This is a genomic window from Rhodococcus sp. 14C212 (genome assembly GCF_011058195.1).
GTDB lineage: Bacteria > Actinomycetota > Actinomycetes > Mycobacteriales > Mycobacteriaceae > Rhodococcus > Rhodococcus aetherivorans.
In genome coordinates, this window is the sequence record NZ_JAALEH010000014.1 from 44,505 (window position 1) to 68,183 (window position 23,679).

Consider the following 23,679-nt stretch of genomic DNA (forward strand, 5'->3'; position numbering starts at 1 on the left):
GGCCGCAGCGACACGTATAGTGACGTGTCGTGAGCGGCAGTGACCTGGAAGTGGCGGATGAAAAAGGGGACGCCACCGCTTCCCTGATCGGCTCGGTCGGCAATGCGCTGCAGGTTCTTCTTCTGCTGCAGACGTCGTCGGCGCTGCGGGTGAGTGATGTCGCCACCGACCTGGGCATCGCACGTTCGAGTGCGCACCGGACCCTGACCCTGTTGCAGCAGTTCGATTTCGTCGAGCAGGACCTCTCGACCCGGACCTACCGTCGAGGCCCAGCACTGGTGGAGATCGGATTGGCCGCGGTGAATCAGCTGCCCGTTCGTCGGGCGGCGTATCAGCCGATCCGCAATCTACGGGACGTCACCGGGGAGACGACGGAGCTGTGTGTCCTCGATGGACGGGATGTGGTTGTTGCCGACGTCGCCGAGGGTTTGCTCCCCTTACGTGTGGTCGACGAGCTCGGCGATCGGATGCCGGCTCATCTGACGGCAGCCGGCAAGGCGATTCTCGCGGCGATGCCACCCGCGGACGTATTCGCCCTCTTCCCCGAGGAGGACCTCGAGACGGCGACCGACAGATCCATCGACAGTCGCGCTTTACTAACGTCGCACCTGGATTCGGTACGCGAACTCGGATACGCGACGAATCTGGGCGAGACAGGCGCGGAGTACGTCGGCGTCGCGGCGGCCGTCGTCGACGGCAGCGGATTGGTCCGCGGAGCGGTCACGCTGGCGTTGCCATGGGCCCGGGCCGGTGATGGCTTCGCCACCCATCTCGGGCCCCAGGCCCGCCGCGCCGCAGAGTCCGTGGGCGCCGTCCTATAGCTGGTTCGCCTGCTCTTCCCTCAACCCTGGTCGATCCTGCCGCTTACGACTCTGCTGCAGCGCAAGTGGCAAAGCCACGGTCAGCACAATGGCCACCGTAGACACGAGAAGGGCGCTGCTGTAACCCGAGTGATCGGCAACCGCGCCCATCGTCGTCGAGCCCAACCCAATTCCCGCGTCCATGCTGATGTTCCACGCTGCACTGGCGAATCCGACACGATGGGGAGGAACCGAGTCGAAGATGCGGACCAAAGTCACGTTCTGGACCCATCCGAGTCCGAACCCGAAAGCGACCCCGCCGATCAGTGCTACGGCCAGCGCCGCATTCACTCCCAGGGCAGCGACGCACAGACACACCGTCCCTACGACCGCGGCGAACACCCCAATCTGCACTGTCAATCGGTGATCGGCTGTCCGGTGGGCATAACGTCCCGCAGCGAAGCGACCAGCAACGACAGCCCCCCCGATCGCCGCCAGAATCACGCCGGCATGTGCGGACTGGGGGTAATCGACGAGTGGAATCAGAGCCGACAGTCCGCCATAGGCGGATGCGATGCCGACGACCGCCACGTTCACCAAGACGAACTGCCTTCTGAGTGCGCCCTGTGTGGGTACGTACTCAAATTGCCTACCGCTGCTTCCGTACAGGCGCTGAGGGAGACCGAGCACTGCCATTGCTGCTGTGGTGGCCATTGCCGTAGCGAGCGTTGACACAGCCACAATCCCGACGGATTGATACAGCTGCAATCCAACGAGTAGAAAAACGGTCTGGGACCCGGCATTCGCCATGCCTTGCGCTGCGATCGCGCGGCTGAGTCGGTCTTTGCTCACGAGATAGGGGGGTAGCGCCGAGCAGGCCACCGTCACCAGCCCGAATCCGACTCCCCGGACTACGCTGATCATCATCAAGGCGGTGATGTTGTCCGACCACGGCACCAGAGCGAGACAGGGCAGTCCGAGCAGCAGGCATCCCGATGCGACAACAGGACGAAAGTCGTAGCGGCGCAGCAACGCCGGGGTAGCGAGTTGGGCGACGATGGTAGCGGCCATGAATACCCCAGTTGTCGCTCCCGCCGTGAAGCGTGAGCCTCCGACAGTACTGACAAGCAGGGGTGTTACGGGAAAGACCAGTGCCCACGACCCGAATATGTTGGAAACAATGAAGATTACGACCGAGAGCGTCGACATGCGCAATTGACGACTCACAATTATTCCTCCTGGTCGGCGCGTAAGCACGAAGGCAACGCACGAATCTCACTAGTAGTGGACGAGTCAGCACGCACATCGACCGACCTTGGCTGCCCAAGACCTGTAGAGGTGCGAGACGACTCGCGTCACGCCATGGTGGCGAGGCAGGTTATGGCAGTCCCTCGCCGATACGGCGTGCCGCCTCCACTACGGATGCTCCGAAGTCGGCGCCGAGATCGTCGTTCAACCGGCTCGTTGGCAGTGCGAGCGAGACCGCACCGACGACGCCGTCGATCCGGTGTATGACCGCGGCGGCGATGCCAACCGAACCCTCTCCCGACTCCTCTCGGTTGAGGGCGTAGCCGTCGTGCCGAATCCGCTCCAGTTCGTCCTCGAGCGCGCGACGGGTGTGAACGGACCGCGGCGCGGACGCGGGCAGCGATTCACCCGGATACAATCGTCGAAAATCATTGGGATTCAATGTCGCAAGGATGGCCTTGCCGGCTGCTGTGCTGTGCGCGGGAGCCCGGTCGCCGAGTCGCTCCACCACCCGCAGTCTGTGGCTGCCCGGCACAAAATCGAGGACGACGACATCACGCCCCTCCAACACGAGCAGTCCGGTGGATTCCGACGTCTTCCTGCAGAGATGTTCGAGGTGGGGCCGCGCGACGGATCGCAGATCGAGGTCCGCAAGGGCATGCAGTCCCGTATCGAGCAGTACCGGACCCGCTTCGTATGCCTTACCTCTGACCTGTTGTGTCGCGAAACCGAACCGCTCGAGAGTCGTCAGCAATCGGTGCGCCGTGGATCGAGCCACTCCGAGCTCACGAGCGACATCGGAGACTCGTACCGCTGTGGATTCACGGAACATGAGCAGAATCCTCAGGGCATTGCCGACCGAACCGGAAGTTGCGGCGGCGCCGGCTTCGGCCGAAGTGTCGTCAGGCTCCGCGTGGCGCATCCACCCACTCCTTTCGCTCACTGTAGAACGAATGTGATTCCGCCCCTCGGAACTGTATGCACTCTACATTGATGGTCAATCGCGCCAAGAGGCCCCGAACTCGACGAGATCACCCCTTCCGAGTTTGAAGCCATTCTGCTAGATTGACAGACATTCCATACTGCGGAACATTTACCAATCCTCTCAGACTGCTCGCGGCAACACAATCAGCTCCCGAAGGGGGTGTCGCGGCAGGAGCCCAGGAGATGACATGTCAGAAAAGCCCGAATCCACGATCGGCGAGCTCGGCAAGCAGGGCCTGGCCCGCTTCGTGGGCGTGGAAACCTTCATGCGTGCCCCGTACAAGCCCGACCTCGACGGCGTGGACATCGCACTGGCCGGGGTCCCGTTCGACTTCCAGGGTGGGCGAGGCTCGGCCAAGACGGGACCGTCCCAGGTCCGACAGATGTCCGGTCTCATCCGCCGGGTGAGCTACGACGGCGTCGCGCCGTTCGACCTCTGCAACATCGCTGACATTGGCGACGCTGTCCTCAATCCCATGGACCCACGGGTGAGCCAGGAGCTTGCCACCGAGTTCGTGAGCAAGGTCGCGGACCGCGGGGGAGCCGTAGTCGCCGTCGGCGGTGACCATGGAACCACCTACCCCGTCCTCAAGGGACTCGTCCGCAACGGGCCTGTCGGTCTGATCCACTTCGATGCCCACCCCGACACCTACGACGATCCGTACGGTGGCTTCATTCACCACGGCAACGCAATCCGGGCTGCCATCGAGGACGGCCTGGTCGACCCGAAACGCACCATCAGCCTCGGCATTCGCGGAACCCGATTCATGACCACCGACCGCGACTACCACGATCGGCACGGCATGCGCTTGCTCACCATCAACGACGTCGTCGAACTCGGTGCTGATGAAACGATCGCCGAGATCCGCCGTGTCGTCGGAGACGGCCCGACCTACATTACGTTCGACATCGACGCACTCGACCCCTCCTATGCCATCGGCACAGGAGCACCCGAACCTGACGGGATGTCCATGCGAGAGGCGCTGGCGATTCTGCGGGGACTGAAGGGGCTCGACATCGTAGGCGGGGATGTCATGGAAGTTGCCCCTCCTCTCGACCCCAGCGGTCACACCGCGCTGAACGCCGCGAACATCATGTTCGAGATTACCTGCGCAATCGCCCTTGCTCGTACTGCCAAGCGCGGCAACGCCGCCGCCAAGGGTGCGTGAGGGCCTGATGCTGCAGTACCACGAGTACAAAAGCCTGAGCTTCGAGCGTCGCCCGAACGGGGTGCTCTTGATTCATATCGAGCGTATCGCCGCCGACGCGCGCACCCACGACGAGTTCGCGGAGGTGTGGCGCACGATCGCTCGAGACGACGAGACGCGGGTCGCGGTCATCACGGGTCGCGGAAAGGTCTTCTCGGCCGGCGGCGACCTCAAGGAGCACGGCAGCCCGAAGGAGAGCCTGCGGTCCGACCGGGTTCTGCGCTCTGGCAAGGTCGCGCTCGACATCGTCTACAACATGCTCGACCTGGACAAGCCCATCATCTCTGCCATCAATGGTGTCGCGGTGGGGGCGGGACTTGCAGTGGCCTTGACCGCCGACATCAGCATCATTGGCGAGGAGGTGCGGATAACCGACGGCCACAGCCGTATCGGTGTCGCTTCCGGCGATCACGCTGTGATGCTGTGGCCGTGGATGTGCGGCATGGCCAAGGCGAAGTACTACCTGCTGACCGCGGACTTCCTGACCGGCGCTGAGGCGGAGCGTATCGGTCTCGTCAGCAAGGCGGCGCCGGCGGAGTCGGTGTTGGAGGAGGCCCTCGCTGTCGCCGATCGACTCGGTCGTGGACCTCAGCGGGCGCTACGCTCCACGAAGCGGTCGCTCAACCACGTGCTGCGCAGTGCTGCCCCTGCTTTCGAGCTGTCGGTGGCTCTCGAAACCATCGACTTCTACCAGGAAGACGCGCTGGAGGGCCTGACTGCGTTCCAGGAGAAGCGGGAACCTCGGTTCCCGTCGGCGTCCGGTGGGCCGCTCACCTGACAAACGGCAGTGACCCTCGGTTGGACAACGACGTCCTGAGCCGGCGGCACCCGGATGGCGACGGATCCCGCTCACCACGGGATTCGTCGCCATCAGCGTTTCTCGGTCGACGGCGTGCCGTCATCCGTTCGGCGAACAGAGGGCAAGACAAAGTAGGGCGACCGATCAGTCGGTAAAGCTTCACATGTCCCATGACATGCCTTGTGCCGATGGGCACCTGAACGTAGAGTGATAGCCAAACGTTTGGCACGGGTCCGCCAGCACCGCCTTTGACCGCTGATGCCGACTTCGAACCGTCGGACAGAAGGTGCCAGGCTGCCGGTCTTTATTTCATCTCAAAACCACGGCGACAGTAGGAAGGTCAGGCGCAGTGTCCACACGTGACGGCCTCGGAAACCATCAAGAGCAGTTCTATTCGAAGTCCGCGATCCCGCGACCCCACATCGTCCGGTCCGAGGGCATTCGCTACCACGACAGCGACGGCACGATGTACATCGACGCGAACGCCGGTGCTGCGGTGGCCAACATCGGACCCGGCAACGAACGCGTCCTTCAGGCCATGGTCGAGCAGGGGCGCCGCATGTCGTTCTCCTACGTGCGCTTCTCCCGGCACGACCCCAACATCGAGCTCACGGCACGGATCGCCGAGCTCGCAGGGCCGGGCTTCGAACGCATCCACCTCGCGAACGACGGTTCCGAGGCCAACGAAATGGCCATCAAGCTTCTGCGAGTCGCGGCCTACCAGGCCGGTAAGCCGGCAAAACGGAAGGTCATTTCGCTGACGCCGTCGTACCACGGCGGAACCCTCGGCACGATGGGGTGGACCGGGGACAGCGAGTACACCGCCTATTACGGCGACATGATGGTTCCATCGACGAAGATTCCTGCGCCGTTGACGTATCGACGCCCTGCGGGCCTCACCGAAGACGAGGCGGGGTCACTGGCCGCCGAGCATCTCGCGCGCGCAATCCTCGAACTCGGCCCGGAGAACGTACTGGCGTTCATCATGGAACCCATCGGCGGAACAGCGACCGGCGCGAACGTCGCCCCTGCTTCGTACCTGCGTGCCGTCCGAGAGATCTGCACCCGCCACGACGTCTTCCTCGTCTTCGACGAGGTCATGTCTGCGACCCGAACCGGAAAGTTCCTGGCCGCACAGCACACACCCGACGCACGCCCCGATGCGATCGTGATCGCCAAGGGCCTTGGCGCCGGCTACGTGCCGCTCGCCGCCACCGCGGTCTCGGCGGAGCTGCTCGAGCGACTCAACGCGAACGGCGGTTTCGACCTGTCGCACACCTACAACGCGAATCCGATCTCATGTGCAGCAGGTTGTGCGGTGCTCGACGAAATGACCGAGCGCGGCCTTATCGAGAACGGCGCGGTCATGGGCCAGGAACTGGCCAAACAGCTCAACGGACTGGCCGAGAAGTGGCCGCTGATCGGTGACGTTCGAGGCCGCGGACTGATGGTCGGCGTCGAGATCGTCGCCGACCGCGTGACCAAGGCGTCTCTTCCCGGTGCTGCCAACGCAACGGTAGAGATCCGCCGTACCGCGATGGAGAACGGACTGCTCATCGGCGGTCGACGACTCAACGGCGGAGCATTCGGCGAGTTCCTCATGCTCACCCCCGCACTGATCATCAACGAGGCCGAGGTCACCGAGATCGTCGAGCGGTTGGACCTCACCCTTGCCACCGTGACCAAGCGGCTGCAGGCCGCCGGATATCTCTCGGCCTGAGAAACGGAGACCACATGTCTGTGCTCGACCCCCTCACCATTGCCGATCCGGAGCACCTCACTGCCGCTCTGGCCCACCTCTCGACGATCGTCGACTCCACCGTTCCTGGTTGGACTCGGCAAGCGCTGACCGAGGCCGACGTCGTGGGTCGGAACTGGGTGAAGGCTCGTATGGCGGAGGCCGGGCTCGAGGCCCACATCGACGGCGCAGGCAATGTCATCGGTGTGCTCCGCGGGACCGCACCGGGCAGCAGTGCGATCATGACCGGATCCCACACCGACACGGTCGAAGGGGGCGGACGTTACGACGGCAATGTCGGCGTCGCCTCGGCAATCGAGGTGGTGCGAACGCTGCGCGCCAGCGGGGTCAGGCTCCGACACGACCTCATCGTCGTCGACTTCTTCAGCGAGGAACCCAACCGGTTCGGCATCAGCTGCATCGGGTCGCGGGCAATGACAGGATTCATCACTGCCCAGGATCTGGACCGGGTCGACTCGGACGGTGTGCGGTTCGCAGACGAGCTGGCACGCGTCGACATCGACCCCAGTGCGCTACTGTCCGCTCAACTGGACACCAGCCGCATCAAGGCGTTCGTCGAACTCCACATCGAACAGGGCCCCTACCTCGAGGAACAGGGCAGCGACATCGGGCTCGTCACCTCCATCACCGGCATCAAGCGCTTCCGCGTAGCGTTCAAGGGTCGGCCGGACCACGCTGGAACGACGCCCATGAACCGCCGACACGACGCAGGGTGCGCCGCGGCCGGCTCCGTCCTCGCTATCGAACAGATCGCCTCGGCGAACGTCGACGGTCGAGGGACTACCGGGCTGGTGACCTTCACACCCGACGCGGTCAACATCGTCACCGAGTCCGCCGAACTCTGGGGGGAATTCCGCAGCCCCGATCTGCGATGGCTGGAGGACGCGGGTACCGAGTTTCACTCGGCAGTGCAGCGAGAGGGGACCAGTCGTTCGGTGGAGGTCCAGCTGGACTGGCTTCCGTCGGAGCGTCCGGCGGGCATGGACGACCGGTTCATCGACGTCACCGCGCGGGAGGCCGATCGTCTGGGTCTGAGCCAGTCCCGCCTCTACAGCGGCGCAGAACACGATGCGGCGATCATCGCGAAGAAGATCCCGACGGCCATGATCTTCGTGCCGTCCAAGGACGGCCGCAGCCACTGTCCGGACGAGTTCACGGCCGAGAAGGACATCCACTCGGGCGCAAACGTACTCCTCAACACGATCATCACCCTCGATCGCGAACTCGACTTCGACTGACCGCCGCACCGTCCTCGCGACCGGTTCGGACTTCGCACTCTGGAGAACAACATGGATCTGGCACATCTGCTCTACCGCAGCGCATTGCGATATCCCGATAACCCGCTGTGGATCTCGCTCGACCGTCCGCCCGTCACCTACGCGGAAGGCGCCGCCCGCGTCAGTTCCCTTGCCAACGCAATCCTTGCGCGTACCTCACAGCGGGCGCGCGTCGCGATTCTGTCCACGAACCGCCACGAGGGGCTCGAGGGCTTCCTGGCCACCATCACGGCCGGTTGCGCCGCGGTGACCCTCAACCCGCGTGGGCACCAGGAGGACTACCGCCACGCCCTCTCCGACTCCGGGGCCACGATCGTCCTATGCGATGCAGCGCTCGCCGATCGATTGACTCCCCTTCGCGAGGACCTCACGCACATCGAGCACTGGGTCAGCTTCGGCGGGGACATCCCCGACTTCGACAGCTTCGACGACTGGCTGCAATCGCCGCGCGAACGTCCGGACATCGCCATCGAACCCGACGATCCCGCGTGGCTCTTCTACACGTCGGGGACCACCGGCAAGCCCAAGGGGGCTGTGGAGACCCACCGGAACCTGCTCGCGATGACACGACATTTCATGCTCGAACTCGGTTCGGATCTCGGCTCGGACGACGTAATGTTGCACCTCGCCCCGATCTCTCACGGATCGTGCAGCGTCGCAATGCCACACCTGGCAGTGGGCGCAGCCAACGCGTTCCCGACCTCACTCAGTTTCGATCCGTCTGCGGTGCTCGAGACGATTGATCGCCTGAACGTCACGGCGACAATGCTGGCCCCCACAATGATCCGAATGCTTCTCGACGCCCCCGATGTCGAAAAGCACGACCTCGCGAGCCTGAAAACGGTGGTGTACGGGGCTGCGCCCATGCCGGTCGCCGACCTCAAGCGCGCGCTCGAGGTCTTCGGCCCCGTCTTTGTGCAGTTCTACGGACAGGCAGAGGCCGCCGCGACCATCACCTGCTTGCCGAAGGCCGAACACCGTCTCGACGACGAGGACTGCATCCGGCGGCTCGGGTCCGCCGGGCGTGAGACCTTCTCGACACGCGTTCGGATCGTCGACCCACAGGGACAGGAAGCTCCCGTCGGCACCGTCGGCGAGATTACCGTTCGCGGTGAACTGGTTATGGCGGGCTACTGGGAACGCCCGGACGCGACAGCCGACACGATCAAAGACGGCTGGTTGCATACGGGCGACGCCGGCTACCTCGACGACGCCGGATACCTCTTCATCACAGACCGCATCAAAGACATGATCATCAGCGGAGGATCCAACATCTATGCCCGCGAGGTCGAAGAGATCCTCGGCCAGCACCCCGACATTGCGCAGTCCGCGGTCATCGGCATTCCCGATGAAAAATGGGGTGAAGTCGTCGCCGCGGTGGTCGTTCCGCACAAGGGCACCGATCTGACGCCCGAATCCGTCATCGATTTCGCACGAAAGTCGATGGCCTCGTACAAGAAGCCCCACCACGTCTGGATCGTGGACGAGCTGCCGACCAATGCCTACGGCAAGGTACTCAAGCGCGAACTGCGCAAGCAGTACCAGACCGCGGTCGGGTAGAGCGATGACCGACTATCCGTCCGGCGCCCGCTTCAGTGACCGGCCCTCCGGCGTTCCGAACCCTGCGCAGCTGGGTGATCCCATGCAGCTGGCCCACGGGCCGAGCTGGCCCAATCGGCTCGCTCTGGCGCCACTGACCAATCAACAGAGCAATGCAGACGGCAGCCTGCACGACGACGAACTGAACTGGCTGACGATGCGAGCCGAGGGCGGCTACGGACTGGTGATGACGTGTGCAGCGCACGTGTCCCAGGCTGGCCAGGCATTTCCGGGACAACTGGCCATATGGGACGATCGTTTTCTGCCCGGCCTGACACGACTGGCCTCCGCACTGGCCGACCGGGGTGCGCCCTCGGCGGTCCAACTCCATCACGGTGGCGCGCGGGCACGCCGCGAACTGTCAGGGCTTGAACCGCGCGCTCCCTGGGATGATCCATCCAGAGGTGTTCGCGCACTGTCCACTGATGAAATCGGTGCCATAGTCAGCGACTTCGCTTCTGCTGCACAACGTGTCGAGCGCGCGGGATTCGCCGGCGTCGAAATTCACGGAGCACACGGTTACCTCCTGTGCCAATTCCTGGACTCGCGGCACAACACCAGGACCGACGGCTACGGTGGCACGTTGGAGAACCGTTCCCGGATGCTCTTCGAGGTTCTGGAGGCGGTGCGAGCGGCGACCGGACCCTCGTTTCAGGTCGGCCTGCGTCTGAGCCCCGAGCGTTTCGGCGTTCTTCTCGCCGAGAGCTGTCACGTGGCCGAGCGCGCAATGACATCGGGCCTCGTCGACTATCTCGACATGTCACTGTGGGATGTCGCAAAGCGACCACACCGCGACGTGGCTGCCGACGTCACGCTGTTGGACGTCTTTGCCTCGCTGCCGCGGGGGACCGCGCGACTCGGCGTGGCGGGCAAGATCCCCTCCGGGGCGGTGGCCCGGTGGTGTCTCGATCGGGGAGCCGACTTCGTTCTCGTCGGAACGGCGGCGATCCTTCATCATGACTTCGCTCGCCGAGTGTTGAGCGATCCGTCGTTCAGCAGCGTCGGCCAGCCGGTGCCTCGTGAGCATCTTGAGATGCAGGGGCTGGGTCCTACCTTCATCGACTATCTCGCGAACAGTTGGGACGACTTCGTCGCGTGATGATCACACCCCTAGCCGGGGTGCCGGTTCTACCAGGGCGCCGCGCACCCCGGCAGAGGACGCGCGGACGATCAGGGCGGGCTCCAAAGTCGTGCTTGCCTCATCTCGTCCCTCGATCAACGACACCAGCTTCCGCGCGGCCGTCCGCCCCATCGCTCCCAGGTCAGTGCGGACACTGCTGAGTGGTGTTTCGAGGTATGCAGCCTGCGGAATGTCGTTGTACCCGACGAGCGCGACATCCTTCCCGACCCGCAAGCCACGGTCGGCGAGCGCCCGACCTGCTCCGATCGCAGCGTGGTCGTTCGCGCAGAACAGGGCAGTGGGAGGTTCCCGGTGCTGCTCAAGCAGCTCCGTCACATACCGATGCCCGTCCTCGACACCGAATCCGCCGACGCCCGAAACGGACACGACGGTGATCTGTGGGTGTTCCGCTATCACCTCGGTGAATCCCGCCACCCGATCGAGCGAGGTACTCGCTGACGCCGGCCCGGGAACCACCGCGACTCGCTTGTGCCCCATTGCCACGAAATGCACTGCCACGAGCGAGCCGCCACGCCGATCATCGGCAGACACCGACACGGCGGTATCCGACCGGCGCATGGCGCACACGAACGGCACCGACTCCGATTCGAGCTGGGATGGAATGGCGCGCCCCACCTCGGTATCGCACAGAATGAACCCGTCCACTTTGCGGCTGAGGAGATGGTCGATTGCGGCGGAGCGCACCTCGGGGTCACCGTGGGTCGCGATGACGGCAGAGAGATAGCCCAACTCCCGCGAGGCTTCCTCGATGGCGGTCGCGAGAATGGCCATGACGATGTCGCTGAGGACGGGTACAACCACGCCGAGCATGCGGGACCGTCCACCGCGCAGGCTGGAGGCAACGGGGTCGGGAACGTATCCCGCTTCGCGAGCCAGCCTCTGGATGCGCTCGATCGTCGACGCGGCCACGCGCCGACTGTCGCCCCGCAACGCGCGTGACACAGTGGACACGTCGACGCCGGCGAGTGCTGCCAGCTGCTTCATGTTCATCGCGGTCAATCCCATCCTCCTTCCGAGTTCGTGCGGCGGTCGTGTTGGAAGAGACCAGGAACTGGGGTCTCGGTCGAGAGTTCAGCTCTAGCCCCTCAATGTACGCCAAACGATTGTCCATTGTGCGGCGGACTCTCCCGGGCGAGGCGGCCAGCCGTCCTGGCGAGCTGATGGTCATTCGGGAAGTCGGGCGCAGCGCGCCTTCCGATCTCGGGCCGGCCCTTGCGTCCACTCGGGGGCCTGGATTATCGTCACACCAAACGTTTGGCACGGCGTGGGTCACACCGAGCGGCGACAGCGAGAAGGGATGGGTGTCCACGTGCAGGCCTCGCAGTCGCTCGCGGCGGGGGCCGCACCAAGTACCGGATCGTCCGGTACCCGTGGTAGCCAGCCGCAAATAGTGGGTGACCGAACATCGGCACCCCGGCCAGACCAGACGTACAGTCACGCCAGGCTCCGCGTACCCATCAGAGATGACGACGCGAATCCCACTGAGACACGTTTCACCGCGAGCATTCGGTAGACGCGAGAGCCAACCCAGAACAGGAGCGTTTCATGTCCGAGATTGCGGGCACCGCGTACCCATCCACAACGCCGTCTCCGCCCAGCGACGGCGCCTCCCTCGAGAGCGGGAAACTGAGCCTGTTCCAGATCCGGCTTGCTGCATGTGCCGGGGGTTCGGGGTTCATCGATGGCTACATTCTGTCCATCTTCGGTGTTGCGCTGATCCAGATCGGCCCAGAGTTCTCCCTGTCGTCTGCAGCAAAGGGCGCCGTCGCCGCGACGATCCTCATCGGGGTCTTCTTCGGTGGAGTGGTCGGCGGCCACCTATCGGACAAGTTCGGCCGTCAGCAGATCTACAAGTGGGATCTCTTCGCCATCGCCGTCCTATCCATTGCGTCGTTCTGGATCGATGGGACGATCGCCCTGCTTATCATGCGGCTGCTCATCGGGTTCGCCGTCGGAGTCGACTACCCAATCGGTTCGGCCCTGCTTACCGAGTTCAGCCCGAAGCGGTTCCGCGGACCACTTTTGGGAGTGCTGATCTCGCTGTTCTTCCTCGGCGGGGCCGTCGCCTACGCCGTCGGACAGGTGCTGCTGTCCACACTCGGGGACGACGCCTGGCGATGGATGCTCGCCAGCGCTGCCGTTCCAGCCCTGTTTCTCGGCGTGCTACGCATCGGGACCCCCGAATCCCCCTACTGGCTCACACGAAACGGCCGCGTCGACGAGGCCAACGCGGTGATGGAGCGGGTGTTCGGTCCCGGGGTAACGGTCGACGAGGTTCCCGCTGAAGGGGAGCGGACCGTTGGGCTCCGCGGAATCATCCGCTCAGGCTACGTCGGGCGCCTCGCCTTCGTGATCGCCAGCTGGACCAGCGCCATCATCCCCGTGTACGCGATCTTCTCCTTCGGCCCCCAGCTCATCGGCGCAATGCATCTCGAGGGCAACGCTGCGACGTACGGCTCCGCCGTCATCGAGCTGTTCTTCGCGGTCGGTTGCCTGCTCGCGCTCGGGATCGTCAACAAAGTCGGCCGCAGGCGCCTGACTATCCAGAGCTTCGCCCTCAAGTCCGTTCCGTTGCTGCTGCTGGCCATGTTCTCCGATGCGCCGGCCATCTGGATCGCCGTGTTCTTCATCGCGTTCGCCCTCTTCAGCGGTGGCCTGGAGGTGATGAACTTCGTGTACCCCAACGAGCTGTTCCCCACCGATCTTCGCAGTTCCGCCATGGGACTGGTGACGGCATTCACGCGATTCGGCGCAGCCGCAGGGACCTTCCTCGTACCGGTGGCACTCGAGCAGTACGGCATCTCGGCCACCATGTACGCTGCCTGCGCCATCACGCTGGTCGGCCTGCTCGTATCCATCGTGTGGGCCCCCGAGACCAAGGGAATGAAGCTCAGCGAGTCGTCCAGTCTCCGCCGCTGAAAGACAGAGCCCCGATCCGCGCTTCTCTTGTCCAACCCAATCCGTGCAGTCTGACCTGTCAGGATCACTGCCGGTAACAGGAGTTCTCATGCCCGAGGCAGTCATCGTCTCCGCCGTACGTTCGCCCATCGGCCGCGCAGGCAAGGGGTCGCTCAAGGACGTCCGCCCCGACGACCTGGCTGCCCAGATGGTCGCCGCGGCCCTCGCCAAGGTGCCCGAGCTCGGCCCGGCCGAGGTCGACGACCTGCTCCTCGGCTGCGGCCAGCCCGGCGGCAAGGCTGGCTTCAACATCGCCAAGGTCGTCGCCACCACCCTCGGCTACGACTTCATGCCGGGCGTGACCGTCAACCGCTACTGCTCGTCGTCGCTGCAGACCACCCGGATGGCGATGCACGCCATCCGTGCCGGCGAGGGTGACGTCTACATCTCCGCCGGCGTCGAGTCGGTGTCGAGCTTCCCGTCCGGCAATGCCGACGGCTGGCCGAACACCCACAACGAGCTCTACGCGGACGCCGAGGCCCGCACCGCAACCCTCGCGCAGGGCGGTGTGCCGTGGTCCGATCCGCGCGAGCAGGGCCAACTGCCCGACATCTACATCGCGATGGGCCAGACCGCCGAGAACGTCGCCTCGATGACCGGCATCTCCCGCGAGGACCAGGACCGCTGGGGTGTGCGCTCGCAGAACCGCGCAGAGGACGCCATCAAGCGCGGCTTCTTCGAGAAGGAGATCACCCCCGTCGCCCTCGCCGACGGCACCGTGGTGTCCACCGACGACGGCCCGCGGCCCGGCACCACCTACGAGGCGGTCAGCCAGCTCAAGCCGGTGTTCCGCCCCGACGGCACCGTCACCGCCGGCAACGCCTGTCCGCTCAACGACGGCGCGGCGGCCCTGGTGATCATGTCCGACACCAAGGCCAAGGCCCTCGGGCTGACCCCACTCGCCCGCGTCGTGTCCACCGCCGCGACCGGTCTGTCCCCCGAGATCATGGGCCTCGGCCCGATCGAGGCGGTCAAGAAGGCCCTCGGCTACGCGAAGATGTCGACCTCCGAGATCGATCTGTTCGAGATCAACGAGGCGTTCGCGGTGCAAGTGCTCGGCTCGGCCCGCGCCCTGGACCTCGACGAGGACAAGATCAACATCTCCGGTGGCGCCATCGCGATCGGCCACCCCTTCGGCATGACCGGTGCTCGCATCACCAACACGCTCCTGAACAACCTGCGCGAGCAGGACAAGACCTTCGGCGTCGAGACCATGTGCGTCGGCGGCGGCCAGGGCATGGCGATGGTGCTCGAGCGCCTCAGCTGAACATAGGCGACCGCAGAACAATAGGATTCGCTGTGAAGATTGAATACGACACGGGCTTCCACGAGGTAGCCGACGGTGTCTGGATGGCTTGTTACGGGTGGCACGACGTCAACGTCACACTGGTGGAGGGCGGCGACGGTGTTCTCCTCGTCGACACGCATTCCTCGGCCGAGGCGGCACACGCGGTGCTGGCGCACATTCGACGACTCGGCCTCGGTGACGTCGTCGCAATCGTGAACACCCACGAGCACTTCGACCACGTTTTTGGAAATGCAAGCGCGAAAGCCGTGTGCGGCGACAACATCCCGATCTACGCAACTCGTCGTGCGGCCGAGCGCACTGCCGTGTCCGCGGAGTTGTTCAAGGACCGATATCGGCAGGAGCATGCGGCGGACCCGACCAAGGATCCGCGGACGCCCGAGATCCTCGGAACGCCCGTTCTTCCCGCCGATCACCCCTTCGACGATCGGATGACCGTCGACATCGGTGGTCGTCGGGTGGAGCTTGTTCATCCAGGGCGCGGCCACACGGCCGGGGACCTCGTGGTGTGGGTGCCTGATGCCAACGTCATGCAGTTCGGTGATTTGCTGGAAGCGTCAGGCCCACCGGTCTACATCGATGACTGCTATCCGCTGGAGTGGGCAAGCGCCCTCGATACTGCACTCGCACTGTTGGATTCGCGGTCGGTTGTGCTTGCGGGACACGGGCAACCCGCCGATCTGACCTGGGCGCGAGGTCAGCAACTGGAAATCGCGAGCGCTGCTGACTCGATCCGCCGGCTGGTCGACGAGGGTGTGCCGATGGCGCGCGCCCGCGAAGCAGCATCGTGGCCGTGGCCGTTGGACTGGAGATTCTCGGGAGCGCTGCAGGCAGGCTACGCCCAGCTCGGTGTGCGGGAGTCGTCAGCCGGCAGGATCTGAGTCTGGCGCGAGCCTTGCGCACCCCGTATCGATCGCATACGTTAGGCAAGAATACCAAACGATTGGCGCTAGCAATTGATCTGCTTCCGTTCGCGCTGGTCAGCGCCCTCGTCAATCGCCTGCAACGAAACTTCCGACGACAGAGTGGTGATCAAACCCCATGGTGCGTACCGGCACGGCCTACCCGTTCATTGACGGCAAGACTTACGTCCCGACCTCAGTGGAGGTCGACCGCATCGTCGATCCCTCGACAACCGAGGAGATCGCAGTCGTCCCGCGCTGCTCGCCCTCGGATGTGGATCATGCCGTGCGAAGCGCCGATCGCGCGTTCGGGACATGGCGACGTGTGCCGCCGAGTCAGCGTTCTACCGCGCTGCTGAGGATCGCCCACACGGTGGAGACCAGGGCCGAGGAGTTCGCGCAGCTCGAGTCCCGTAATGCAGGTAAGCCGATCACCGCAGCACGCGGAGAGATCGAGACCGTCGTTGATCATCTCCGCTTCTTCGCGGGGGCGGCGCGGACCCTCAGTGGTGCGACCGCGGGGGAGTACCTCGCTGGCACGACGTCCTACCTACGTCGTGATCCGCTGGGCGTCGTCGGCCAGGTCACGCCGTGGAACTACCCGCTCATGATGGCGGTGTGGAAGTGCGGCCCCGCGCTGGCCGCGGGTAACACTGTCGTACTCAAGCCGGCGGAGTCCACCCCCCTGACCACCCTGCTTCTGGCCGAGGTGGCCGCGGAGTTCCTCCCAGCCGGAGTTCTGAACGTCGTCACCGGTGCAGCCGACTGCGGTGAGGCGATCGTCGAGCACCCGCTGGTGAAGATGGTGTCGATCACGGGGTCGACGACGGCAGGTCGTCGTGTTGCCGAGCTCAGCGCGCGGGGCCTCAAGCACTCTCATCTGGAGCTTGGCGGAAAAGCACCTGTCGTCGTGTTCGATGACGTCGATCCCGCGGCGGCCGCCCAGTTCATCGGTCTCGCCTCCTTCTGGAATGCGGGGCAAGACTGCACCGCGGCTGCTCGAATGATCGTTCACGAGTCGATTTTCGATAGCTTCCTCCACGAACTCCGTGCCGCCGCGTCAAGCATGACGATGGGTCTCACCAGTGACACCGCAACCCGGTTGGGCCCCGTCAACAATGTTCGACAGCACGAACGAGTGCTCGGCTTTCTCGACCGTTGCCCGGACCACGTCGACGTGCTGCAGGGTGACGCCGCGAGGGCGCTGCCCGGTTACTACGTGGATCCGACCATCTTGGTCGGAGTCCAACAGGACGACGAGGTCGTGCAGAACGAGATCTTCGGACCAGTCGTCACGGCGCAGTCCTTCAAGACCGCGGAGGAGGCGTTGCAGCTCGCGAACGGCACCCCATATGCCCTGGCCTCATCGGTGTGGACCCGCAACATCGACCGAGCGCTCCGCTTCACTCGCGAGCTGGAATTCGGCTGTGTCTGGGTCAATCATCACCTCAGCGTGACTCCCGAGTTCCCGCACGGTGGAGGGAAAGCCTCCGGCGGCGGCAAAGACCTGTCGACGTCGATCGTCCACGAGTACACGGAGGCGCGGCACGTGATGTTCGGGTCGCTGCCCGAGTAAGACGCGGTCCCGACCACCGAACCCTCTCAAGGAGATCTGTACCGATGTTCCTCACCACGGCCATTTCCCGCGAAGTGCTCGAGCGCGGCGTCCTCCTGGGTGGCGAGGAGATCTCCACCTCGAGTCGCTCGCACGTCACAAACCCCTACGACGGCGAAGTGGTCGGGAGTGTCGGCCAAGCGACCGCCGAGCAGGCCACCGCAGCGGTCGGCTTAGCCCACGCGGCGCTCGACGCTCCGATACCCGCACACGAGCGGGCGACAGTTCTCGACCGGGTGGCCGATGAGTTGCTGCGCCGGCGTGAGGAGCTGGCACTGCTGATCTCGTCCGAAGTGGGTAAGCCGATCGCCCTGGCACGATCCGAAGTTGACCGGGCAGCAAGCACGTACCGGGTATCGGCCGCTGTTGCGCGCACACGCACTGGAAATGTGGTCGCAATGGACGCCACGGCCGCGGGGGCGAACAAGTTGGCCTACACCGTGAACCGCCCGATCGGGGTCGTCACCGCAATTACGCCGTTCAACTTCCCACTCAATCTGGTCGCGCACAAGCTGGCTCCGGCGTTGGCTGCAGGATGCCCGGTCGTATTGAAGCCTGCGCCGCAGTCCCCGCTCACCGCGTTCGTGCTCGCCGACATCTGTTCGGCCGCGGGACTCCCGGCCGGGTACCTGTCGGTGGTTCCAGGGGAGCCGGCCGAGATCAGCGCCGCGATCGTGCAGGATCCGCGAGTCGCGGCGATCAGCTTCACCGGGTCGACCGAGGTCGGCTGGCACATCGCGGCAAGCGCCCCCCGCAAGAAGGTCCTCCTCGAGTTGGGAAACGCGAGTCCGGCCATCATCGAGCCCGACGCCGACCTCGAACGAGCAGCGAATCTTCTCGCTCCGAACGCGTTCGTCTTCGCCGGGCAGACCTGCGTTTCGGTCCAGCGGATCTACGTCGATCGCGCCGTACACGACGAGTTCCTCGACCTGCTCGTCACACGAACCGGTGAGCTTGCCTCCGGCGACCCGCGGGACGAGCAGGTCGTGTGCGGCCCACTGATCGACAACCGTGTGGCCGAACGCACGCTGGCAGCAATACGTTCCGCAACCGAGCAGGGAGCAGAAGTCGTTTCCGGCGGGGAACGGCGATCCGACGGGGTTGTACCCCCGACCGTGGTGAACAACGTTGCGCAGTCCAGCGACCTCATTCAGAAGGAAGCGTTCGCCCCGGTGGTCAGTGTCATCGGAGTAGAGAGTTTCGACCGAGCGATCGACATGGCGAACGACTCGCAGTACGGTTTGCAGGCCGCGGTCTTCACGCAGAACCTCGACAAGGCCCTGACGGCAACCGAAAGGCTCGATTTCGGCGCGGTTCTGGTGAACGAGGCACCGTCGTTCCGTGCCGACAACATGCCCTACGGAGGGCTGCGGAACTCCGGAAACACCAAGGAGGGGCCCGAGTCGACCGCGGCCGCGCTCACCGTGGAGCGACTCTGTGTCTTCTCTCGATGACTGCGGACGGGGACCGGACTAGATGAGCTCCTCAGTGACGCACCCCGCGCCCGACGCGGTTGTCGAGGTGGTGGTGGCGCTACGGCGTCAGGGAGTCGAGGTCGACGACAGCGCACTGACCAAGTCGCTGTACTCGTCAGATGCCTCGGTCTACCGGGTACCACCGAGCGCCGTGGTGTTCCCGCGGGCCATCGACGAAATCGACGCCATCATGTCGGTCTCCACCGCACACGGCATCCCGATTACCAGCCGCGGCGCCGGCACATCGATCGCAGGCAACGCCATCGGCACCGGACTCGTGATCGATCACCGGAGGCACCTCAACGGCGTGCTTGCCGTGGACCCCGAGAGAAACCGGGCTCGAGTGCAGGCGGGCGCCGCACACGCGGCGCTGCAGCGAGCCGCAGCGCCGTACGGTCTGCGTTTCGGTCCAGATCCGTCCTCGCACTCTCGATGCACGATCGGCGGAATGATCGGAAACAACGCATGCGGTTCGCGGGCTCTGGGGTACGGACGCACAAGCGACAACGTGCACGGCTTGCATGTGGTGACCGGTACAGGCGAGCATCTGCGCCTCGGAAGCCTCGCGGACGGATCCAGTGACGGGTCATCTGTTCTGCAGGGATTGCAGACCACCACGAGGAACTCGCTAGCCACCATCCGCACCGAGTTTGGCCGATTCGGGCGGCAAGTCTCGGGCTACGCGCTCGAAAACCTGCTTCCTGAGAACGGCTTCGACGTCACGAAGATGTTGGTGGGCACCGAAGGAACGCTGGCGACGGTAGTGGAAGCCGATGTCCGTCTCGTTGCCGACGCTGCGCACAAAGTCATGGTCGTGCTCGGATTCCCCGACATGATCGCCGCTGCCGCCGCGGTCCCGGCGATCCTTCCATTTTCTCCCGTTGCCTGCGAAGGCCTCGACCGGCGCATCACGAACGCAGTCGCGGACAGGTCGGCTGCGGTACGCGACCTTCCAGAGGGCGCCGGATGGCTGTTCGTCGAAGTGGTCGGCGACGAGAAGTCTGCCCTTGCCGCCGTGGCCGGCGCAGTGGCCGACGTAAGCGGTGCCTTGGACCATCGAGTCGTGACCTCGTCGGCGCAGATGGCTGCCCTGTGGAAGATCCGGGAAGACGGGTCTGGTCTGGTCGCACGTACGTCCACAGGCCGACCTGCCCACGCTGGATGGGAAGACGCGGCTGTGCCCCCGCAGCACCTCGCGGATTATCTGACTCGTTTCGAAGAGTTGCTCACCGGCCACGGGCTTACAGGTGTTCCATACGGTCACTTCGGGGACGGGTGTGTACACGTACGCATCGACTTCGACCTCGACGACAGGGGGGGTCGCCAGCGCTATCGGGACTTCCTCGACGATGCAGCGACACTCGTCGCCAAATACGGGGGTTCGATGTCGGGTGAACATGGTGACGGTCGAGCGCGCGGCGAGTTGCTCGCGCACATGTACTCGCCTGCAGCCATCGACGTCTTCCGACAGGTCAAGGCGCACTTTGATCCCGAGAATCTGCTCAATCCCGGAATCGTTGTCGATCCGGTTCCGGCGGAAGCCGATATCCGCTATACGACGCCGCTGCCCCTGGCGCGCTCCACGGCGTTCAGCTATCCGGACGACTCGGCCGGTCTCTTCGATGCCGTGCACCGCTGTACGGGCGTCGGGCGATGTGTCGCAGCGAACCCGGCGCAGAACAGCGTTATCTGCCCATCCTTCCAGGCCACGAGGAATGAGAAGGACTCCACTCGCGGTCGGGCACGGGTGCTCCAAGACGCGGTGTCGGGAAAGCTCGGTCCGAACGGTTTGCAGTCTCCGGAAGTAGGAGATGTGCTGGACCTGTGTTTGGGGTGTAAGGGGTGCAAGTCGGACTGCCCGACCGGTGTCGACATGGCCAAGTACAAGGCGGAGGTGCTCAACGCTCGGTATGCCGGGCGGTTGCGCCCGCGTTCTCACTACTCGCTCGGCTGGCTGCCGTTGTGGTTGCGTCTCGCGCGTCGCCTCCCAGCACTGTTCAACAGCCTCAGCAGTGTGGAGCGTCTGCACCGGCCGCTGATGTGGTTCGCGGGCATCGACGCACGACGCTCCATCCCTCAGTTGGCCGCTTCGTCCGACAGGGCCGCGTTCAAGGCTGCGGTGAAGACTGGACCACAGGGTGTCGGAAAGTCCGCGCCAGGTAGAGAGATCGTTCTCTTTGTCGACACCTTCAGCTCGGCCTTCAATCCGCGGGTGGTAACAGCCACTATCGACCTTCTGAACTCCGCGGGATACGCGGTCCATCTACCCCCAAGCGAGGTGTGCTGCGGACTGACGTGGACTTCGACCGGCCAACTCGACGGAGCGCGGCGGCGGCTGCGGCGCACGGTTGCCGTGTTGTATCCCTATGTACAGCGTGGCGCCACCGTGCTGGGAATCGAACCGTCCTGTACCGCCGCGCTGAGATCGGACCTGATCGAGCTCGTCGACACCTCGGACGCGGCACAGGTGTCCTCGGCAGTGCGTACCTTGGCCGAACTGCTCTCTGCGGACGCCGAATACACCCCGCCCGACCTCTCAGGCCTGGTGATCACTGCGCAGCCCCATTGTCACCACCATGCCGTGATGGGCTGGGACGCCGACCGTGCACTTCTGGAGCGAGCCGGCGCCAAGGTGACAACGGTCGGTGGTTGCTGTGGCCTGGCCGGAAACTTCGGTGCGGAACGTGGCCACTACGAGGTGTCCGTCGCGGTAGCCGAGACGCAGCTTCTCCCGGCGCTGCGCACCCTCCCCGCTCAGACCGTTGTCCTTGCTGACGGATTCTCCTGCCGCACCCAGATCGACAATTTCCACCCCGCCACCGAGGTGCTGCACCTTGCCGAGCTCCTCGCCGGCCGCTGACCTCTACCCAAGGTCCGAGACAACACTGCCCGCCCACCGAGACGGTGGGCGGGCAGAGCCAGGTATTTCCCTTGAGCACCTGCAGATCAGTAGCAGACCACCGAGCGGAGGCCGCGTCCGACCTTCATCTCATCGAACGCATGCGGCACGTCGCCGAGCTCGATCCGGCTACCCACCAGTTTGTCCAAGGGAAGTCGGCCAGAAAGGTACAGCTCCGCCAGCATCGGAAAGGCGAGCGAGGCGGTCGAACCGCCATAACTGCATCCCAGGACCGACTTGCCGTTGAGGGTCACATCAAGCAGATTCAGCGGCATCGCAGTACCACCTGAGGGCATGCCGACCAACACGGCAGTTCCTGCCGCACAAGTCATCGACACACACTGCTCGGCGGTGTCCACTCGACCAGCTGCCTCGAAGGCGTACTCGACGCCGCCGTCCGACAGAGCCTGGACCTGCTCCACTGCGTCGCCGGCCGCGGCACTGACCACGTGCGTGGCCCCTGCGTCCTTTGCTGCTGCCAACTTCTCCTCGGACATGTCGACGGCAATGATCGGGTTGGCGCCGACGAGAGCGAGGCCCATCACGACGGAGAGTCCAACACCGCCGCACCCGACGACTGCAGCGGAACTTCCTGCAGGAACTTTCCCGGTGTTGAGCACGGCCCCGATGCCGGTGGTAGCGGCACACCCGATGAGTGCAGCAATCTCGAACGGAAGCTCTTCAGGGATGGTGATGGCGCCGGACTCCGGTACCACGGCGTACTCCGCGAAGCTTCCGACGTTCAGGAAAGCGTGAACGCTGGAACCACCACGCCGGATGCGGGTGGTTCCGTCCGCCATCACCGCATCGTTAGCGGTGGTGTCTCGGCATGCCCACTGTCGCCCGCTCACGCAGTACTTGCACTTGAGGCAGGGCGCGAACCAGGACAGCGCGACGTGCTCGCCGATACGTTCCGGGGGAACCCCGGGACCGACGGACTCGATGATTCCGGCGCCCTCGTGACCGAGAACCGTCGGCACCTTCGAACCCCAGTCCCCGTTGGCAACGTGCAGGTCGGAGTGACACACTCCGCTGGCCCTGAGCCGTACTCGGATCTCACCCGGGCCTGGCGCCAGTACGTCCACGGCGTCCAGTTCGAGGTTTCCTTCGGCGGTGAACACGAGCGCATTCGCCGTAATCGAGTTCATGGTTGTCCTTCGTCCAGAGGGCAGTGAGGAATGACAGGGCAGTCGTGACGGGCCCTGACGATGGCCCGCCCAATGCCAATCGTTTGGAACAATATCCCAAGAAGCTTCGCGGGTCGACGACGAATCTCCGATTATCCAGCGCGGCAACGATACACGACGCATCGGTCATGCAACCTCCCTTCATTCGACAGTTGAAGGGACCGGAGAGCGTCCGCCCGGGCAGTAGGGTTCGCCTCGGCGGCGAACGCGTCATCGATGACCGCCGCCGACACGACGTGTGCGCCGCGGGCCGGCGCAGGACGCGGATCGGCGGAGCTCTTTGTGTTGCCCCCTTGTTTCGGCAACTCGACTCCGAAGTCGTTCTTGTAAAAATCTCGCTGACGGCTTGTATGCGACCTGCATCACAGCTATGGTCGACACCAATCGTTTGGCACAAACGTTTGGCACTCAACCCAGGTGACAGCAGGTGGGCAATGGCATCTGGACCGACTCGTACCGAGCGAACGTATCTGCGCAATCCGCCTTCACAGCCCTGCAACCGCGGACGCGACGGGCGGCCCC

At 64.6% G+C, this 23,679-nt stretch carries 17 protein-coding genes; 13 read left to right on the forward strand and 4 right to left on the reverse strand.

Translation table 11 applies throughout. The annotated features are described in order from the left end of the window. The first annotated feature begins 29 nt into the window (after window positions 1-29). Window positions 30-821, forward strand: coding sequence for an IclR family transcriptional regulator (locus G6038_RS09360; RefSeq protein ID WP_165037406.1), 792 nt, complete (start codon window positions 30-32; stop codon window positions 819-821). Here G6038_RS09360 and G6038_RS09365 read toward each other — a convergent pair. Then, a complete protein-coding gene (locus G6038_RS09365) occupies window positions 816-2,027 on the reverse strand; it encodes an MFS transporter (RefSeq protein ID WP_165037407.1) in 1,212 nt (403 codons plus the stop codon). The two genes, G6038_RS09360 and G6038_RS09365, sit on opposite strands and share 6 nt — an antisense overlap. A gap of 151 nt (window positions 2,028-2,178) precedes the next feature. After that, complete coding sequence (locus G6038_RS09370; RefSeq protein ID WP_165037408.1) at window positions 2,179-2,970, reverse strand: IclR family transcriptional regulator; 792 nt, start codon at window positions 2,968-2,970, stop codon at window positions 2,179-2,181. A gap of 250 nt (window positions 2,971-3,220) precedes the next feature. Here G6038_RS09370 and G6038_RS09375 point away from each other — a divergent pair, with 250 nt between their 5' ends. The 6 genes from G6038_RS09375 (at window position 3,221) to G6038_RS09400 (ending at window position 10,773) form a co-directional block, all read left to right on the forward strand. Beyond that, window positions 3,221-4,201, forward strand: coding sequence for an agmatinase (locus G6038_RS09375; RefSeq protein WP_165037409.1), 981 nt, complete (start codon window positions 3,221-3,223; stop codon window positions 4,199-4,201). Between the two features lie 7 nt (window positions 4,202-4,208). Next, the gene (locus tag G6038_RS09380; RefSeq protein WP_346772779.1) at window positions 4,209-5,018 is read left to right on the forward strand and encodes an enoyl-CoA hydratase/isomerase family protein; all 810 of its coding nucleotides are present in this window, start codon (window positions 4,209-4,211) and stop codon (window positions 5,016-5,018) included. A gap of 370 nt (window positions 5,019-5,388) precedes the next feature. Next, window positions 5,389-6,759: an aminotransferase class III-fold pyridoxal phosphate-dependent enzyme gene (locus G6038_RS09385; RefSeq protein ID WP_165037410.1), complete on the forward strand. Its 1,371-nt coding sequence runs from the start codon at window positions 5,389-5,391 to the stop codon at window positions 6,757-6,759. A gap of 14 nt (window positions 6,760-6,773) precedes the next feature. After that, window positions 6,774-8,036, forward strand: a complete 1,263-nt coding sequence (locus tag G6038_RS09390; protein WP_165037411.1) for a M20 family metallo-hydrolase — start codon at window positions 6,774-6,776, stop codon at window positions 8,034-8,036. Window positions 8,037-8,087: 51 nt separating this feature from the next. After that, a complete protein-coding gene (locus tag G6038_RS09395) occupies window positions 8,088-9,635 on the forward strand; it encodes an AMP-binding protein (RefSeq protein ID WP_165037412.1) in 1,548 nt (515 codons plus the stop codon). Between the two features lie 4 nt (window positions 9,636-9,639). Further along, window positions 9,640-10,773 carry an NADH:flavin oxidoreductase gene (locus G6038_RS09400; RefSeq protein ID WP_165037413.1) on the forward strand — a complete coding sequence of 378 codons (1,134 nt, stop codon included), beginning with the start codon at window positions 9,640-9,642 and terminating at the stop codon, window positions 10,771-10,773. A 3-nt stretch (window positions 10,774-10,776) separates the two neighbouring features. Here G6038_RS09400 and G6038_RS09405 read toward each other — a convergent pair whose 3' ends face one another. Beyond that, window positions 10,777-11,805, reverse strand: coding sequence for a LacI family DNA-binding transcriptional regulator (locus G6038_RS09405; protein WP_240918381.1), 1,029 nt, complete (start codon window positions 11,803-11,805; stop codon window positions 10,777-10,779). 555 nt (window positions 11,806-12,360) lie between these two features. Between G6038_RS09405 and G6038_RS09410 the strand changes: the two genes are divergently transcribed. The 6 genes from G6038_RS09410 (at window position 12,361) to G6038_RS09435 (ending at window position 21,931) form a co-directional block, all read left to right on the forward strand. After that, the gene (locus tag G6038_RS09410; protein ID WP_165037415.1) at window positions 12,361-13,734 is read left to right on the forward strand and encodes an MFS transporter; all 1,374 of its coding nucleotides are present in this window, start codon (window positions 12,361-12,363) and stop codon (window positions 13,732-13,734) included. Window positions 13,735-13,822: 88 nt separating this feature from the next. Next, window positions 13,823-15,040, forward strand: coding sequence for an acetyl-CoA C-acetyltransferase (locus G6038_RS09415; RefSeq protein WP_165037416.1), 1,218 nt, complete (start codon window positions 13,823-13,825; stop codon window positions 15,038-15,040). A 32-nt stretch (window positions 15,041-15,072) separates the two neighbouring features. Then, the gene (locus tag G6038_RS09420) at window positions 15,073-15,960 is read left to right on the forward strand and encodes an MBL fold metallo-hydrolase (protein WP_165037417.1); all 888 of its coding nucleotides are present in this window, start codon (window positions 15,073-15,075) and stop codon (window positions 15,958-15,960) included. Window positions 15,961-16,120: 160 nt separating this feature from the next. Next, window positions 16,121-17,557: an aminobutyraldehyde dehydrogenase gene (locus tag G6038_RS09425; RefSeq protein WP_165037418.1), complete on the forward strand. Its 1,437-nt coding sequence runs from the start codon at window positions 16,121-16,123 to the stop codon at window positions 17,555-17,557. 44 nt (window positions 17,558-17,601) lie between these two features. Beyond that, window positions 17,602-19,050, forward strand: a complete 1,449-nt coding sequence (locus G6038_RS09430) for an aldehyde dehydrogenase family protein (protein WP_165037419.1) — start codon at window positions 17,602-17,604, stop codon at window positions 19,048-19,050. A 34-nt stretch (window positions 19,051-19,084) separates the two neighbouring features. Further along, complete coding sequence (locus G6038_RS09435) at window positions 19,085-21,931, forward strand: FAD-binding and (Fe-S)-binding domain-containing protein (RefSeq protein WP_346772780.1); 2,847 nt, start codon at window positions 19,085-19,087, stop codon at window positions 21,929-21,931. 86 nt (window positions 21,932-22,017) lie between these two features. On the opposite strand, the gene G6038_RS09440 is transcribed toward G6038_RS09435, so the two are convergent. After that, a complete protein-coding gene (locus G6038_RS09440; RefSeq protein WP_165037421.1) occupies window positions 22,018-23,118 on the reverse strand; it encodes an alcohol dehydrogenase catalytic domain-containing protein in 1,101 nt (366 codons plus the stop codon). Window positions 23,119-23,679 lie beyond the last annotated feature (561 nt).

Bases quoted from the DNA above. Each gene is read 5' to 3' on its own strand.
- G6038_RS09375 (WP_165037409.1), top strand. From the start codon at position 3,221: ATGTCAGAAAAGCCCGAATCCACGATCGGCGAGCTCGGCAAGCAGGGC.
- G6038_RS09440 (WP_165037421.1), bottom strand. From the start codon at position 23,118: ATGAACTCGATTACGGCGAATGCGCTCGTGTTCACCGCCGAAGGAAAC.
- G6038_RS09425 (WP_165037418.1), top strand. From the start codon at position 16,121: ATGGTGCGTACCGGCACGGCCTACCCGTTCATTGACGGCAAGACTTAC.
- G6038_RS09390 (WP_165037411.1), top strand. From the start codon at position 6,774: ATGTCTGTGCTCGACCCCCTCACCATTGCCGATCCGGAGCACCTCACT.
- G6038_RS09415 (WP_165037416.1), top strand. From the start codon at position 13,823: ATGCCCGAGGCAGTCATCGTCTCCGCCGTACGTTCGCCCATCGGCCGC.
- G6038_RS09380 (WP_346772779.1), top strand. From the start codon at position 4,209: ATGCTGCAGTACCACGAGTACAAAAGCCTGAGCTTCGAGCGTCGCCCG.
- G6038_RS09430 (WP_165037419.1), top strand. From the start codon at position 17,602: ATGTTCCTCACCACGGCCATTTCCCGCGAAGTGCTCGAGCGCGGCGTC.
- G6038_RS09405 (WP_240918381.1), bottom strand. From the start codon at position 11,805: ATGAACATGAAGCAGCTGGCAGCACTCGCCGGCGTCGACGTGTCCACT.
- G6038_RS09395 (WP_165037412.1), top strand. From the start codon at position 8,088: ATGGATCTGGCACATCTGCTCTACCGCAGCGCATTGCGATATCCCGAT.
- G6038_RS09400 (WP_165037413.1), top strand. From the start codon at position 9,640: ATGACCGACTATCCGTCCGGCGCCCGCTTCAGTGACCGGCCCTCCGGC.
- G6038_RS09370 (WP_165037408.1), bottom strand. From the start codon at position 2,970: ATGCGCCACGCGGAGCCTGACGACACTTCGGCCGAAGCCGGCGCCGCC.
- G6038_RS09410 (WP_165037415.1), top strand. From the start codon at position 12,361: ATGTCCGAGATTGCGGGCACCGCGTACCCATCCACAACGCCGTCTCCG.